Genomic DNA, 15864 nt, shown 5'->3' with positions numbered 1-15864 from the left:
GGAGCGGTCGGAGCGGCCCGCCTACCTGGGGCCTCCCATCTCCGTCAGGAGGCTCCCCGTGGGGCCCCGGCAGGAGCTTCTGCTCCACCGCCGCGCCGTCACGGTCACGATCATCCTGGTCCTGGCGGCCCTGGCGGTCATGGTGCTGACGGTGCTGACGGGCACCTACAACATCTCAGCGGCGGACGCCCTGGGGACGCTGCTGCGCGGAACGGGAAGCGACCTGGACCGCTTCATCGTCATCGACCAGCGACTGCCGCGGGCGCTCGCGGCCGTGCTGGTGGGGGCGATGCTGGCACTGTCGGGGGCCATCTTCCAGAGCCTGTCCCGCAACCCCCTGGGCAGCCCCGACATCGTCGGCTTCACCACTGGCGCCTCCACGGGAGGGTTGCTGGCGATCCTGCTGGTCTCCGCCTCCTCGACCTACCAGATCGGTGCGGGCACGATCATCGGCGGTCTGGCGACGGCGGGGATCGTCGCACTCGTGACGCTGCGCCGCGGTGTGGGCGGCGACAACCTCATCCTGGCCGGTATCGCCCTGTCGGAGATGCTGTCGGCGGCCAACAGCTACCTCATCTCCCGCGCGTCCCTCCAGAGCGCCGAGGCGGCCAAGGCCTGGCAGTACGGCTCCTTCAACGCCATCTCATGGGGACAGGTCCGCCCGCTGCTCATGGCGGCGATCGTGCTGCTGCCGCAGGTGGTCTGGTTCGTTCGGCCCGCGGCCATGCTGGAGATGGGCGACGACGCCGCCACCAGCCTGGGGATGCGCGTCGGAAGAATCCGTGGGGCGATGCTGGGCTACGGCGTCGTGCTGGCGGCCGTGTGCGTGGCCGTGGCCGGGCCGATCGGCTTCCTGGCGCTGGCGGCCCCGCAGCTGGCGCGGCGTCTGAGCCGGTCGGTCGGGATCACGATGGTCGCCTCGGCCGCCATGGGGGCCCTGCTTCTGGGCGGGGCCGACTTCCTGGCACAGCGGCTGCTCAGTCCTTTCCAGATCCCGGTGGGCCTGATCAGTGCCGCGCTGGGCGGGATCTACCTCATCTGGCTGCTCATGTTCCCCACTGACCGTGCTGGGCAGGCCGGTTGAGGTTCTGTCCGGGGTTTTCCACAGGGTGGTGTCCGGGTCTGGCGGTGGGTGGGTGTGTGCGGGTAGTGTCAATACACCGCTCGGACGGACAGTGTTGCCCGGCCCGGTGGTGTGAGGAGTTGTGTCGGTGGCGAGGAGGCCTTCCGCAGATGAGTACGTCTCTACGATCCCCTGCGACTACGCGCCCACGACGGTCGGTGGCCGACCGTGGCCGGCCTGGAACGCGTCGCAGGCGCCGCCGTGCGGCAGCCGGTGTGGTGGCCGTGTGCGCGCTGGCGCTGGGCGCGGCTGGCTGCTCGCTGAGGGACGCGAGGGCTGAGGCCAGTGTGAGTGCCAGTGCCAGTGCCTCGGCGGCCGTCGCCCGGGCCGAGAAGGGCCTGGCCGAGGCCAAGGCCTCCGCCACCGCCTCGCGTGAGGCGGCCCTGACCCCTGAGCTGCGGGCCCAGCGCGAGGCCGCCCTGGCCGAACCCGCACCCGTCAAACCCCCGAACATGAACGACAAGACAGGTGAGGGTGCGTCACTGACGGCGTGGTACTTTCTCGAGCTCTACCGCTACGCCTACATGACCGGCGACACCACCGAGCTCGCCGCCATGAGCGAGGACCGCTGCCAGTTCTGCCGATCCGTTATAGACCGAGCCACCAAGCTTCACCAGAACGGCGGCTGGGCGGACAAGTGGGAGCAAGAAATCACAGACTTCACGTTCTACGAGAAGATCGACGGATACGACTACAATGAACTGGATGTCACTGCCAATCAAGGGCAGGTGGTATCGCATCCTGAAGTGGGAAGTGACCCAATAATCTCCGCTCCTAAGGAGAATCAAGTTCTGGACTTCTCGGTCCGATACAACGGAACTCGCTGGATGATTGGCGGGGTAGAGGTGTTAAACAAATGAGTTTTCGCCGTCATATCGTTGTGGTAGCAGTGGTTTGTGTGATGGCGCTGTCGCCAACCGCTGCGAGCAGCCCGGGTACTTCTCAGGACTCTGGAGCGCCCATAAGCTGGGAGGCAGAGGCTGGCGATAATCATGTGGTTACTCATGGAGAACGCCGCGAAACTGTAGCACCACCCCAGCCAGCAGAACAACCTGACTCTCCCGCGTCGCCTGGAACAACGGTCCAATACTCAGATAGTCAAACCAAGGCGGCAACGTCTCATGGACGCTGTAAGCCCTATCAAGACGAAAACAAGAAGATGCAGGCTGTCTGCAACTGGGATAAGCCTGCTGAGCCCACACCGCATCAGGACCCCGCCCCGGAGATGGGACCTGTCACGATCACCACCCGCCAGGCCGCCACCCTCATCGCCTCCGGCTCAGGCATCACCCGCCAACCACCCGGCCCCAGGGTCATCATCTCCAAGGCCTTCATCGTCTACACCGACCCCAGCCCCCGCTACCAGACCACCACCATCCTGGGCACCCCCATCGACGTCGAGTTCACCCCCACCTCCTACACCTGGAACTGGGGAGACTCCACCACCACAACCACCACCGACCCCGGCCACCCCTACCCCAACCACACCGTCACCCACTACTACCAGCACACCGCCACCGGGGTCACCACCACCCTGACCACCACCTGGAGAACCCGCTACCGCCCCCAAGGCGACACCCAGTGGCGCACCATCGAGGGCACCATCACCACCACCGAGACCTCCACCCCCTACGACCTCGTACGCATCGTCACCTACCTCACCGACGACGCCGAAGAAGCCCAAGGCCACTAACGAGCCCCCAACACATCAACCGGATGCCCAGGCCTTCATGCCGCCCTCGAGGCTGAGGAGCCGGCCGGGGTAGCCGGCCGATTTCAGGGCCTCGACGGCCCGGGCCGAGCGCGCCCCGACGGCGCACACGACCACGGTCGGACGGCTCCCGTCCAGCTCATCCATCCGCGCTACCACCTCGCGCAACGGAATGTGCAGGGCGCCTTCCATCGGCTCAAGCGCCACCTCGACATCCTCCCGGACGTCCAGCAGCGCCGGCGGTTCGGCGCTTTCCAAGAGCCTTCGGAGCCCGGTGGCAGAGACTGAGTTCTCGCCGTCCTCGCCGCATGCGCCGTCGTTCTCACTCGGCTCGGGATCAGGGACCCCGGCGTTCCCGGGCCTCATGGACGGTGTGCAGGAAGCAGTCTCCGCCGCCAGCTCCGTGATGCTCGGGTCATCCCCGCACACCGGGCAGGCCGGGTTCTTCGCCACCGGAATCTCCCGCAGGCGCGCCCCCCAGGCGTCCAGCACCGCCAGACGCCCCAGCAGCGGCTCGGCGCCTCCAATGATGAGCTTCAGCGCCTCGGCGGCCTGTATTGTCCCGATGATCCCGGGAAGAACCCCCAGCACTCCGGCCTCCGCGCAGGAGGGCACCGAGCCCGTGGGCGGAGGTGTCGGGTGCAGACACCGGTAGCACGGCCCCCGTCGGGCGTCGAAGACCCCCACCTGGCCGTCGAAGCCCAGCACCGCCCCGTGCACCAACGGCAGCCCCAGCATGACGGATGCGTCATTGACCAGATACCGCGTGGGGAAGTTGTCCGTGCCGTCGATGACCACGTCCCAGCCGTGCAGCAGACCCAAGGCGTTGTCGGCGCTCAGACGCGTGCGGTGGGTGATGACCTCGACGTCGGGGTTGAGCGCCCTGATCGCCTCGGCCGCAGAGTCCACCTTGGGGCGGCCCACGGCGGCGCTCGTATGGATGACCTGGCGCTGAAGATTGGTGACGTCGACGTCGTCGTCGTCAATGAGACCGATCGCGCCCACCCCGGCGGCCGCCAGGTACAGGGCCGCCGGTGACCCGAGACCGCCGGTGCCGATGAGCAGGGCTCGGGCGGCCCGGATGCGCTGCTGGCCGACCACCCCCACCTGTGGCACGAGCGCGTTGCGGTGATAGCGCTCCAGCTCCTCACGGCTCAGCGGTCGCAGATGCTCATCGGCGATCACCGAGCCGTAGGTGCGCTGGTCGACCCTGATCATGGTGTCCTCATCTCTATTCGCTCCTCGTTGATGCTGTCTTGATCTCCGGTGCTGGAGGTATCAAGCCCGGCGGCCCACGATGCGCACCTGCACCGCCTTGATGACGCAGAGGACCTCCCGGCCCTCGGTGATGCCGAGCTCGGCAACGGCCCCCGCCGTGACCGCCGCCGACAGGTGCTGGCCCTCCTCCAGCTCCAGGTGCACGCTCACCAGAGTCCCGGAGCGCTCCAGCCCCGTCACCCGGCTGGCCAGGACGTTGCGGGGACTGCCGTGCGGGGCCTCGCGATAGAGGGCGACGGCGTCGGGCGGCACCAGCGCGATACCGGGGGCACCGGGGTGACGGGCCCCGTCCCGATCGGCCTGACCGCCCGCATTGTCCTCGGCAGGGCCTTCCTGCGGGCGACCGTGAACGACCCGCCCCGAGGGCAGCCTCAAGGCCGGGGCCCCGGCCTCGCCGTTGAGAACACCCGTGAGCACGGCCGTCCCCGTCAGGCGGGCGACGAAGTCCGAGCGCGGCGCGGACAGCACCCGCGCCGTCGGCCCCTGCTCCACCACCCGGCCCCGGTCCAGGACGACGACGTCCTCGGCCATCGCCGCCAGGTCCAGGACGTCGTGCGTCACCAGCAGCAGCGTCAGGCCCTCCTCGGCGCACCGGCGCGCCACCAGGCGGCGCATCTCCTGGCGGGCCGTCACGTCTAGGGCCGACATCGGCTCATCGAGAACCAGCAGGCGCGGGCCCGTTGCCAGAGCCCGGGCCAGGGCCACGCGGGCGGCCTGCCCGCCCGAGAGCGCTCCGCCCGGGCGGGAGACCAGGTGAGTGGCCCCGACGGCGGCCAGCTCGGCCCGGGCCCGACGGATAGCCTCGCCCCGGCCCACCCCCTGGCAGCGCAGTGCGAAGACCACGTTGCCCAGGACCGACATGTGGGTGAAGACCCCCGGGTCCTGGCTGAGCAGCGCCACCCGACGGCGCCCCGCCCGCACGAAGCGCCCGGGGTCGTCCAGGACCCGCCCGCCCAGGAGCACATGGCCGCGCTCGGCGTCCAGCAGACCCGCCACCACGGAGCAGACCGTCGACTTGCCCGAGCCGTTGGGTCCGATGAGTGCCACCGTGCGCCCGGCCCCCACCTTCAGGTCGACGACGACGTCGCGCGCCTCCAGCGCGAAGGCGACACGCAGGTCCTGGCCCCGTGCAGGCCCCCTGACCGGTGCGGCGCGGTGGGAGCCCGTGAAGCCTGCGGCAGCGTCGGGCTCAGCAGAGACGAGAGCCTCGGCGGTGGGTGCCAACGGGTGTACTCCCTCGGAACGGTCCACAGGGGCGGGGCGCAGCGAGCCGGCCAGACGGGACCAGTCCACGGTGGTCGCCCCGACGATGAGGAAGGACAGAGCGATGAGCACGGCCGCCAGAGCCAGTGAGGTGGCCGTGTCCTTCTCCCGCTCCAGGTAGATGGCCAGCGGCATCGTGCGGGTGACCCCCTCCTTGGAGCCGGCGAAGGCGATCGTCGCCCCGAACTCGCCCAGGCTCCGGCCCAGGGCCAGGGCGGTGCCACGAGCCAGCGCCGGGGCCGCCAGCGGCAGCGTGACCTGGACCAGGACCCGCCACGGCCCCGCCCCCAGGCTCCGGGCGACCGTCTCGGCCCGCCCGTCGCGGCTGCGCAGCGCCGCCTCCAGGGTCACCACCAGGAAGGGCATGGAGACGAAGACCTGGGCGATGACCACCGCCGTGGTGGAGAAGGCGATGGGCAGGCCCCACTGGCGCAGCTGGGCACCCAGGATCCCGCGGTTGCCCAGGGTCGACAGCAACGCGATTCCGGCCACCACCGGCGGCATCGTCATCGGCAGGACCGCCAGGACCCGCGCCAGCCGCACGCCCGGCCAGCTGCGGGACAGCAGCAGCGCCAGCGGCACGCCCAGCACCACGCAGGCCGCCGTGGAGGCCACGCAGGTGCGAAGCGACAGCCACAGGGCCGTCCGGGCCGACGGCGTCGCCAGCAGCTGGGGCAGCTGCCCCCAGGACACGCGCGTACCCATGCCCACCAGGGGCAGGACGATCGCGCAGCCGCCCAGGAGCGCCAGCACCGTGACAAGCACCGGCAGCGGTGAGTGAGCAGCCCGCCCGCGCCGGGTCAGGACGCGGGCGGGTCGCGACTGCGGTGAGGGTCGCGCAGTGGAGGGCATCGAGTTCACAGGGCCATGTCTACAGCGGCTACAGCGTCTACAGCGTGCGCTGCGCGAGCGGCGTGAGCCCTCACGGGGCCGTCGTCTCGACGGTGGGCTTGTCCGCCTCCGGGGAGCTTGACTCACCGGCGGTCGCGGCCGCAGACGGAGCGCCGCTACTGCCGGTGCTCGCCCCGGCAGTAGCGGTACCGGGAGCCCCGAAGCCGTGCCTGGCCAGGACCTCCTGGCCGGTCTTGCCGGTGACGGCGTCGATGAAGACCTTGGCGCCCTCGGGGTTCTCGGGGCTGGCGGTCTGGGCGATCGGGTAGTGGTTGACGACGCCGCCGTCGGGGATGTCGATCTTGTCCGCCTTGTCCTTGGCGGCCGCGGCGTCGGTGGTGTAGACGATGCCGGCGTCGGCCTCACCGGACTCGACCTTGCCGCGCACGTCGGTCACCTTCTGCTCCTCGGAGACCGGGTTGAGGGTGACGCCCAGGGCGGTGGCGAGCTTCTGGGTGGCCTCGCCGCAGGGCACCTCGGGGGCGCAGACGACCAGGTTGGCGCCGTCGAGCGAGGAGTCCAGGCCGGTGATGTTCTTGGGGTTGCCCTTGGGGACGATGAGGGTCAGGACATTCGTGGCGAACTCGGTCTGCGTGCCGACGAGCTTCTGGTCCGCGGCGTCCTTCATGGTGGAGGTGTTGGCGGTGGCCAGGACGTCGGCGCTGTTGCCGCCGGCCAGCGAGGTCACGAGGTCCTGGGAGCCCTGGAAGTCGAAGGTGACGTCCAGGCCGGGGTTGTCCTTCTCCACGGTCTTCTCGATCTCCTCGAAGGCATCCTGGAGGGAGGCGGCGGCCAGGACCGTGACCTTGCCCGTGGCCTTTCCGGATCCCGCTGCCGTGGCGGCGCCGGTGGAGCTGTTGCTGGCGGCTCCGCCGCAGGCGGCCAGCGAGAAGGCGGAGATCATACTGACGGCGGCGATCGCTGCACGGTGGGTGATACTCATGAGTCCGAGTCTCCTTGTCGAGGTCGGGGCGAGCGGTTCAGGCGCCTTGGGAGGGGGTGATGTCGTTGAGCCCCTGGTTGCCGGTTCCCTGGGTGCGCACCAGGGTCCATCCGCGTGAGGGAGCGGTGGTGGAGGTGGCCGCCTCGCGGGAGCGGTAGACCACGTAGGGGCGGGTCACGTAGCCCACGGGCGCGGAGACCGCGTGGACCAGGCGGGTGAAGGGCCAGACCGCCAGGAGCAGGAAGCCCACGACGATGTGGAGCTTGAAGGAGACCGGCACGTCGCTCATGAGCTCGGGGCGAGGCTGGAGCACCAGCACCGAGCGCAGCCAGGGGCTGATGGTCTCACGGTAGTCGTAGCCGTGCTCATCGGTGAGCTGGTTGAGGACCGTGGCCGCCGTCCCCAGCAGGACCGGCACGATGAGGAAGCAGTACATGACCAGGTCGTTTCGGGTGGTGGCCAGGCGCACGCTCTTGACGACGACGCGCCGGTAGATGAGCCCGGCCAGGCCCAGGATCGTCATGATGGCCGCCGCCGTGCCCAGGTAGGTGGCGCCCAGGTGGTACATGTGCTGGGAGACGCCCAGCATCTCGGTGACGTCCTTGGGCACCAGCAGCCCGACGACGTGCCCGCCCATGACCATGAGGAAGCCCAGGTGGAACAGGGGCGAGGCCAGGCGCAGGATGCGCGACTCGTTCCACTGGGAGGACCGGGAGGTCCACCCGAACTGGTCGGTGCGCCACCGCCAGGCCATGCCGGCCACCAGCAGCACGAGACTGGCGTAGGGCAGGGCCACCCACAGGAGGTTCTGCTGAATCGGGCTCATGTCATGCTCTCCTGGCTGCTCGTGGGGCGGAAGGGCCGGTCAACGGCGAGGGGGCCGGCGTCGTCGGCGGGCCGGACAGGTTCGGGTGGCGCACGGGAACGCTCGGGAAGGGCAGGGTGCTGGTGACACCGACGGTCTCGGTGGGCGGTCCGGCCGCCACGAGGGCGCGCACGCGCTCGGCGGTGGCCTCGTCGATCCGCGGCAGGGTCATCGAGACCGCCTCCACCAGCCCCGCGTAGGGGGAGGCGGCGTCGGCCAGGGCGCTGCGCAGCACCTCGATGCCCTCGCGGTGGGAGGACAGGAGCGCATCGGCCACCTCGTCACCGCTGCGGGCGGACAGCTCGAGGACCACCGGCAGGTAGTCGGGCAGCTCATCGGCGGCCATCTCGTAGCCGGCCGCGGCCAGCGCCTGCTTGAAGGCCAGCAGCGCGGCGCCCCGGTGGCGGGTGTCGCCCACCGTGTAGTACGTCAGGTACAGGCAGCAGCGCCGACGCCGGTCGAAGACCTCCACGTAGTGCTCGGCCATGGCCCGCTCGCCGCGGCGTCGGGCCACGCTGATGAACTCCTCCAGCACGACGGCCACCTCCGCGGGCAGGCGATCCAGCTCGGCCTCGACGGCGTCCAGGCGCCCGGCCAGGGTGCCCTCGACCGGGTAGTCCAGGAGCAGGGCCGCCGCCATGTGCACGGTGGCACGCTGGGAGGCGTCCAGCGGCACCTCGGCAGGGGGCGCAAGGACTCGCGGGGCGCGGACGAAGGAGACCATCTCAGCGGTCCCTCGGGACGGGACGGACCGGGCCGGCCGTCGAGGCGGTACGGGAACCGGTGGTGGTGCCGCGCGAGCCCGTGCGGGTGCCGGCTCGCGTCGTCGACCCCGGTGATCCCTGGCCGATGACCTCGGGCACGCCGACCTCCGGCATCCCCGGCAGCCCGGGGCCGGCGGCGGGCACCGGCTCGCGGCGCACGGTCGGCAGCGGCAGGCTCACCGGGCCGCTGCCGACGCCGCCCTGGCCGTGGAAGGAGGCGACGTCGGGGTGACAGCCCGCCGGCGCCCCCTCACCCAGGAGGGTCCGCACGTCGTCGCCCATGTCCGCCATGCCCCGCGGGACCTCGGGCTTGGTCGTGGGGATGACGTAGCGGTCGTCGTACTTGGCGATGGCCAGCAGCCGGTACATGGCCTCGAGCCGCTGCCCGCTCAGACCCACGGCGGCGGCGATGGCCGGGTCGGGCTCGCGGCCCAGGCGCACGTCGCGCATGTGGGAGCGCATGGCGGCCAGGCGCCGCAGCACGAGCTCGACCGTGTTGGTCTCACCGGCCGTGAACAGGCCCGCCAGGTACTCCAGCGGGATGCGCATCTCGGACACGGCCGTCAGCAGCACCTTGTGGTCCTCACCGTCCAGGCCGGCGGCGGCCACCTCGTCAACGACCGGCGAGAGCGGCGGGATGTACCAGACCATCGGCATGGTGCGGTACTCGGGGTGCAGCGGCAGGGCCACCTCGTAGGTGTCGATGAGGTCCCAGATGGGGGAGGCCTGCGCCGCCTCCACCCAGCTGGCGGGGATCCCCTCGGCCTGGGCCCCGGCCACGACCTGCGGGTCGTGGGGGTCGAGGAGGATCTCGCGCTGAGCCATGTAGAGGTCCTGCGGGTCCTTGACGGCCGCGGCCTGGGAGACCCGGTCGGCGTCGTAGAGCAGGACCCCCAGGTAGCGCAGGCGACCCACGCAGGTCTCCGAGCACACGGTGGGCTCACCGACCTCCAGGCGCGGGTAGCACAGGGTGCACTTCTCGGCCTTGCCGGTGGCGTGGTTGAAGTAGACCTTCTTGTAGGGGCAGGCCGACACGCACATGCGCCAGCCGCGGCAGGCGTCCTGGTCCACCAGGACGATGCCGTCCTCGGTGCGCTTGTACATGGCGCCCGACGGGCAGGCGGACACGCAGGTGGGGTTGAGGCAGTGCTCGCAGATGCGCGGCAGGTAGAACATGAAGGCCGACTCGATGTCGGTGCGCACCTTGGTGCCCATGGCCTCGATGACCGGGTCCTGCTGAAGGGTCTCCATGGAGCCGCCCAGGTCGTCGTCCCAGTTGGGGCCCCACTGGATCGTGGACATGTACTCGCCCGTCAGCTGGCTCCTGGCGCGGGCCACCGGCAGGGTCGGGGAGTCCTTGGGAGCCGAGAGCAGACGGTCGTACTCGTAGGTCCACGGCTCGTAGTAGTCCTCGACCGTGGGCATCTCGGGGTTGGCGAAGATGTTGACCAGCCGGCGCAGGCGCCCGCCCGAGCGGGGGCGCAGGCGGCCCGAGGCCGTGCGCTCCCAGCCGCCGCGCCAGGTGTCCTGGTCCTCCCACCCCCTGGGGTAGCCGACGCCGGGACGGGTCTCGACGTTGTTGAACCACATGTACTCGGTGCCCTCGCGGTTGGTCCAGGCCTGCTTGCAGGTCACTGAGCAGGTGTGGCAGCCGATGCACTTGTCCAGGTTCATCACCATCGCGATCTGGGCCATGACCTTCATCAGAACGTCACCTCCTGGTTGCTGCGGCGACGGATGAGCGTGACCTCGTCGCGGTTGTTGCCCGTGGGGCCGATGTAGTTGAAGGCGTAGGACAGCTGCGCGTAGCCGCCGGCGAAGTGACTGGGCTTGAGCACGATCCGGGTCAGCGAGTTGTGCGTGCCCCCGCGCCGGCCGCTGGACTCGGTCAGCGGGGTGTTCATGGTGCGCTCCTGGGCGTGGTGCATGAAGACCATGCCCTCGGGGATGCGGTGGGAGACGATGGCTCGGGCCGCCACGATGCCGTTGCGGTTGTAGGCCTCGACCCACTCGTTGTCCTTGACGCCGATCTTGTCGGCGTCCTGGGGACTCATCCAGATGGTCTGGCCCCCGCGTCCCAGCGTGAGCATGTGCAGGTTGTCGAAGTACTGGGAGTGGATCGCCCACTTGTTGTGCGCGGTGATGTAGCGCACCGCCACCTCCGCCGTTCCCGCCCGGCTCGTGCCCACCGAGCCGGGGGCGGCCTCCCCGTAGAGGGCGTGGAAGTCCAACGGCGGTCGGAAGATCGGCAGGGCCTCGCCCATGTCCAGCATCCAGTCGTGGTCGAGGTAGTAGTGCATGCGCCCGGTCAGCGTGTGCCAGGGCTTGGCGTGCTCCACGTTGACCACGAAGGCCGAGTAGCGCCGTCCGCCGTGCTCCGAGCCGGACCACTCCGGGGAGGTGATGACGCCCTGGGGCTTGACCTGGGTGTCGGCGAAGGTGATGAGCTTGCCGGCCTCCTCCTCGCTGAGCTCGACCAGCGTGGTGCCGGTGCGCTGGGACAGCGTCTCCCAGCCCTCGGTGGAGATGCGCCCGTTGGTGGTGCCCGACAGGGCGAAGATCGCGTCGGCGGCGCGGATGTCGGTGTCGATCAGGGGCCGGCCGGCCGCCTGGCCGTCGGTGGAGACCCCGTGGTTGCGGGCCAGGCGCTCCACCTCCGGGCCGGGCCTCAGCATGATGCCCTTGCACGGCAGCCCCAGCTTCTCGGCCAGGGGGCCCAGGGCGTCGAACTTGGCCCGGATCTGGGTGTAGTCGCGCTGGGTGGGCACGAGCTTGGGCATCGTCACCCCCGGCACCCACTCCTGGGGCAGGGCCGAGACGTCGCCGTGCGCCATGGTCATGGCGTCGGGGGTGTCGTGGTTGAGCGGCGCGGCCACGACGTCGGTCTGGGTGCCCAGGTAGCGCGGCGCCCAGGCGGAGATGAGCCCGGCCAGGGCCTGGAAGACCTGGAAGTCGGTGCGCGCCTCCCACGGCGGGTCGATGGCCGCGTTGAAGGAGTGCACGAAGGGGTGCATGTCGGTCGAGGAGATGTCGTGCTTCTCGTACCAGGTGGCCGCCGGCAGGACGACGTCGGAGTGCAGGGTGGTGGAGGTGTTGCGGAAGTCCGCGGTCCACATGAGGTCGAGCTTGCCGACCGGGGCCTGCTCGCGCCACGTCACCGAGGCGGGCCGCTGACCGGGCGGGGTCTCGACGGCGTTGACGTCGTTGTCCGCCCCCACCATGTGGCGCAGGAAGAACTCCGTGCCCTTGGCCGAGCTGCCCAGCAGGTTGGTGCGCCACGAGCACAGGATGCGGGGGAAGTTCTCGGGGGCGTCGGGGTCCTCGCAGGCGAAGCGCAGCTCACCGGAGCGCAATTGCTCGACGACGTAGTCCTTGGGGTCCATCCCGGCCTCGGCGGCCTGCTGGCCCAGCAGCAGCGGGCTGCGGTTGAAGGTCGGGTAGGACGGCGTCCACCCGCGCTTCATGGCCTCGACCATCGTGTCGGTCGTCGTCTTGCCCGCCAGGCTCCCCGGCCCCAGCGGCGAGGCCAGGCGCTCGGCCGATGTGGTGTCGTAGCGCCACTGGTCGGTGGTGATGTACCAGAAGCCGGTGGAGATCATCTGCCGGGCCGGGCGGTGCCAGTCCAGGGCGAAGGCGTACTGCTGGAAGCCGCTGAGCGGGCGCACCTTCTCCTGACCCACGTAGTGGGCCCAGCCGCCGCCGTTGACGCCCTGGGTGGCGCACATGGAGGTCAGCGCCAGGATCGTCCGGTAGATCTGGTCGGCGTGGTAGTAGTGGTTGATGCCGGCGCCCATGACGATCTGGGAGCGGCCTCCTGACTCCACGGCGTTGAGGGCGAAGTCGCGCGCCACCCGGATGATGGCCGGGCCGGGCACGCCGGTGATCTCGCTGGCCCAGGCGGGGGTGCCCGGCACGGTGGCGTCCTGGTAGTCCGCGGGCCAGTGGCCCGGCATGCTCGGCCGCTCGACGGCGTACTGGGCCAGGAGCAGGTCGTAGACGGTGGTGACCAGGCGCTCCCCGATCCGCGTGACCGGGACCCCGCGGCGCACGACGCCGCCGCCCACCGAGCCCTCGGGGGTGGCCGAGCCGGGCAGGTCGAAGCGGGGCAGGAGGACCTCGGCGGCCTGGACCCTAGGGCCCTGGTCGTGCAGGTCCAGGATGCTCATGACCGGGTCGACGCCCTCCATGAGCAGGTTCCACCGGCCCTCGCCCTCGGGGGTGAAGCGGTCCGCCAGGGTGCCGCCGGGGTCGGCCGGGCCGCGCCTGCGGTCCCACACGAGCGGGCGGAACTCGTTCCTCGGGGCGCCGGTGGCGACGCCGTCGACCTCGGAGGCCGTCACGAAGCGGCCGGGCACGTAACCGGTGCCGTCGGGGGAGGGCTCCAGCCCGATGAGGAAGGGGGAGTCGGTGTGGCGGCGCATGTAGTCCAGGAAGAAGGGCTCGCGGCGAGCGACGTGGAACTCCTTGAGGATGACGTGCCCCATCGCCTGGGCCAGGGCGCCGTCGGTGCCCGGGGCCACGCGCAGCCACTGGTCGGCGAACTTCGTGTTGTCGGCGTAGTCCGGGGAGACGGCCACGACCTTCTGCCCGTGGTAGCGGGCCTCGGTCATGAAGTGGGCGTCCGGGGTGCGGGTCAGGGGCAGGTTGGAGCCCCACATCATGAGGTACTGGGAGTTGTACCAGTCCCCGGCCTCGGGGACGTCGGTCTGGTCGCCGAAGACCTGCGGGGAGGCCGGGGGCAGGTCGGCGTACCAGTCGTAGAAGGAGAGCATCGTGGCGCCGATGAGCTCGTGGAGGCGCCCGCCGGCTCCGTAGGAGACCTGGGACATGGCCGGGATGACGGAGAAGCCGGCGATGCGGTCCGGGCCCCAGGTGCGGATGGTGTGGACGTAGGCCGCCGCGACGATCTCCATGGCCTCGTCCCAGCCCACGCGCACCATGCCGCCCTTGCCCCGGGCGGACTTGTAGGCCCTGGCGGTGGTCGGGTCACCGGTGACCTGCGCCCAGGCGGCCACCGGGTCGTCATTGTTGGCGGCCTTCGCGGCGCGGAAGGCGTCCAGCAGGACCGAGCGCACGTAGGGGTAGCGGATGCGCGTGGGGGAGTAGGTGTACCAGGAGAAGGCCGCGCCGCGCGGGCAGCCCCGCGGCTCGTACTCGGGCATGTCCGGACCCGTGGTGGGGTAGTCGGTGATCTGCTTCTCCCAGGTGATGATGCCGTCGGAGACGTAGACCTCCCAGGCGCACGAGCCGGTGCAGTTGACCCCGTGGGTGGAGTGGACCATCTTGTCGTGGCTCCACCGGTGCCGGTAGAAGGTGTCGGACTCGCGCCCGCCGGTCAGGAACAGGCGGCGGGCGTCGGCCGAGGCCTGCCCCCGACGCAGGTAGGAGCCCAGCGTGAACAGTCCGGGGGTCTCCTCGACCTGGTGGTCGGGGCCCGGGACGATCCCGGGGCCGGTGGGCTGGGTGCCGGTGGTAGTCATCAGTGGTCCTTGGTTCGTGAAAGGGGCCTTCGAGGCTGGTGGCGGCGGGCGGGAGGGTCAGCCCGGGCGCTTGGCGCCGGGGGCGGCGTAGCGGACCCAGCAGATGACGGCGCACACGACGCAGAAGGCCGCGCAGCCGTAGAAGAAGACGTGCGTGGGCATGAGGGTGAGCGCGATCCCGACCAGGAAGGGCCCCAGCGAGGCGACGGCGGCGGTGAATCCGATGGCGCCGCCGGCCTGTCGCTTGGGCATGATCATCGGCATCTGCTTGAAGGTCGAGGCGTTGCCGACTCCGGCGAAGAAGAACATGGCCAGCAGTCCGATCATGAAGACGGTGAAGTCGGCCGGGTCGTCCGCGCCCGCGACCAGGTAGCCGCACCAGGCCATCGTGACGGCCATGCCGATCGCCGAGACGAAGGTCCAGATGGCCCCGCCGAAGCGGTCGCACAGGGGGCCCCAGGCGAAGCGCAGGAAGGAGCCGATAAGGGTGCCGATGAAGGCGTAGGAGGCGCCCTGGGGCAGCTCGGAGGCGGCGAAGCTCTTGGCCAGGTGGGAGCCGGCCCCGTAGTTGTTGTTGATGATGTTGGCGGTCTGGGCGGCGAAGCCGGAGAAGACGCCGAAGGTCATGATGTACAGCACCGTCATGAGCCAGGTGTCGACGTTGCCGAAGATGTCCATCTGCTCCCTGATGTTGGCCTTGACCGGGACGTCCTTGATGTAGCGGAAGGTCAGGGCGGCCGCGATGAGGGACCAGGGCAGGAAGAACACGGTGGCGTTGACGACCATGGGGGCGCCCTCGTGGTGGGGCGCGACCCAGGTCAGGCCCAGCAGGCTCGTGCTCATCAGGAAGGGCGCGGCCAGCTGGATGACGCTCATGCCCATGTTGCCCAGGCCTCCCTGGAGGCCCAGGGCCGTGCCCGCCAGGCGCTTGGGGAAGTAGAAGCCGGTCGAGGGCATGTAGCCGGAGAAGGTGGCGGCCCCGATGCCGCAGGTGAAGGACAGGGCTAGCAGCACCCCGAAGGAGGTGCCCGGGTTCTGCACGGCGAAGAACCAGCCGAGCATCGGCAGGATGTAGAGCAGGGAGGACCAGCCGATCATCCTGCGCGTGCCGATGGTGGCGGGCAGGAACATGTAGACCAGGCGCAGGGCCCCGCAGGACAGCCCCGGCATGGAGGTGATCCAGTAGATCTGGTTCTTGGTCAGGTGGAAGCCGATCTCATTGAGCCTGGGGGCGATGGCGCTGGGCAGGAACCAGACCGTGAATCCCAGCATGAGGGAGAAGGTGGTGATCGCCAGGGTGGTCCAGGCGATCTTCGCGGACCAGTTCTCGGGCTCCTCGGGGTTCCACCCCGTGAGGACGCGTCCGGAGGTGTCGAGCGTGGACATGGGGCTCCTGTGTGTGGGGCTCGGTCACCTGGGCGACGGCGCCGTGACCGGAGGCGGTGTGAAGGTGTCTGTGAAGGTGTCGGTGAGTGCGCGGAGGCGCACGTCACTCATGATGCATGTCGGGGAATCTTCCTCCAGGGTGCGGCCGCATCCCCTGGGA

At 70.2% G+C, this 15864-nt stretch carries 11 protein-coding genes; 3 read left to right on the top strand and 8 right to left on the bottom strand.

Annotated elements, in window-relative coordinates; translation table 11 throughout:
* Positions 1-25 precede the first annotated feature (25 nt).
* The 3 genes from EL340_RS07115 (at position 26) to EL340_RS15360 (ending at position 2816) form a co-directional block, all read left to right on the top strand.
* Positions 26-1084 carry a FecCD family ABC transporter permease gene (locus tag EL340_RS07115; RefSeq protein WP_408608582.1) on the top strand — a complete coding sequence of 353 codons (1059 nt, stop codon included), beginning with the start codon at positions 26-28 and terminating at the stop codon, positions 1082-1084.
* A gap of 326 nt (positions 1085-1410) precedes the next feature.
* Positions 1411-1983 (top strand): DUF6318 family protein, encoded by a 573-nt coding sequence (locus tag EL340_RS07110; protein ID WP_309341038.1) that lies wholly within the window; start codon positions 1411-1413, stop codon positions 1981-1983.
* 365 nt (positions 1984-2348) lie between these two features.
* Positions 2349-2816, top strand: coding sequence for a zinc transporter (locus EL340_RS15360; protein ID WP_232023261.1), 468 nt, complete (start codon positions 2349-2351; stop codon positions 2814-2816).
* Positions 2817-2831: 15 nt separating this feature from the next.
* Here EL340_RS15360 and moeB read toward each other — a convergent pair whose 3' ends face one another.
* The 8 genes from moeB to EL340_RS07065 form a co-directional block, all read right to left on the bottom strand.
* The gene (gene moeB, locus EL340_RS07100; protein WP_126414025.1) at positions 2832-4052 is read right to left on the bottom strand and encodes a molybdopterin-synthase adenylyltransferase MoeB; all 1221 of its coding nucleotides are present in this window, start codon (positions 4050-4052) and stop codon (positions 2832-2834) included.
* Positions 4053-4112: 60 nt separating this feature from the next.
* On the bottom strand, positions 4113-6227 hold the full coding sequence (locus tag EL340_RS07095; RefSeq protein WP_197722397.1) for an ABC transporter permease: 2115 nt from the start codon (positions 6225-6227) through the stop codon (positions 4113-4115).
* Positions 6228-6297: 70 nt separating this feature from the next.
* Positions 6298-7209, bottom strand: a complete 912-nt coding sequence (gene modA, locus EL340_RS07090) for a molybdate ABC transporter substrate-binding protein (protein WP_126414023.1) — start codon at positions 7207-7209, stop codon at positions 6298-6300.
* 37 nt (positions 7210-7246) lie between these two features.
* Positions 7247-8035: a respiratory nitrate reductase subunit gamma gene (gene narI / locus EL340_RS07085; protein ID WP_126414022.1), complete on the bottom strand. Its 789-nt coding sequence runs from the start codon at positions 8033-8035 to the stop codon at positions 7247-7249.
* Between the two features lies 1 nt (position 8036).
* Positions 8037-8798 (bottom strand): nitrate reductase molybdenum cofactor assembly chaperone, encoded by a 762-nt coding sequence (gene narJ, locus EL340_RS07080; RefSeq protein ID WP_126414021.1) that lies wholly within the window; start codon positions 8796-8798, stop codon positions 8037-8039.
* A gap of 1 nt (position 8799) precedes the next feature.
* Positions 8800-10542 (bottom strand): nitrate reductase subunit beta, encoded by a 1743-nt coding sequence (gene narH, locus EL340_RS07075; protein ID WP_232023260.1) that lies wholly within the window; start codon positions 10540-10542, stop codon positions 8800-8802.
* A complete protein-coding gene (locus EL340_RS07070; RefSeq protein WP_126414020.1) occupies positions 10542-14318 on the bottom strand; it encodes a nitrate reductase subunit alpha in 3777 nt (1258 codons plus the stop codon). Before EL340_RS07070 ends, narH begins: the two co-directional genes overlap by 1 nt.
* A gap of 57 nt (positions 14319-14375) precedes the next feature.
* Positions 14376-15704, bottom strand: a complete 1329-nt coding sequence (locus EL340_RS07065; RefSeq protein ID WP_126414019.1) for an MFS transporter — start codon at positions 15702-15704, stop codon at positions 14376-14378.
* Positions 15705-15864 lie beyond the last annotated feature (160 nt).

The organism is Actinomyces viscosus (assembly GCF_900637975.1).
In the GTDB taxonomy this organism is placed as follows: Bacteria; Actinomycetota; Actinomycetes; order Actinomycetales; family Actinomycetaceae; genus Actinomyces; species Actinomyces viscosus.
This window is presented reverse-complemented; position numbering and strand designations above follow the sequence as displayed.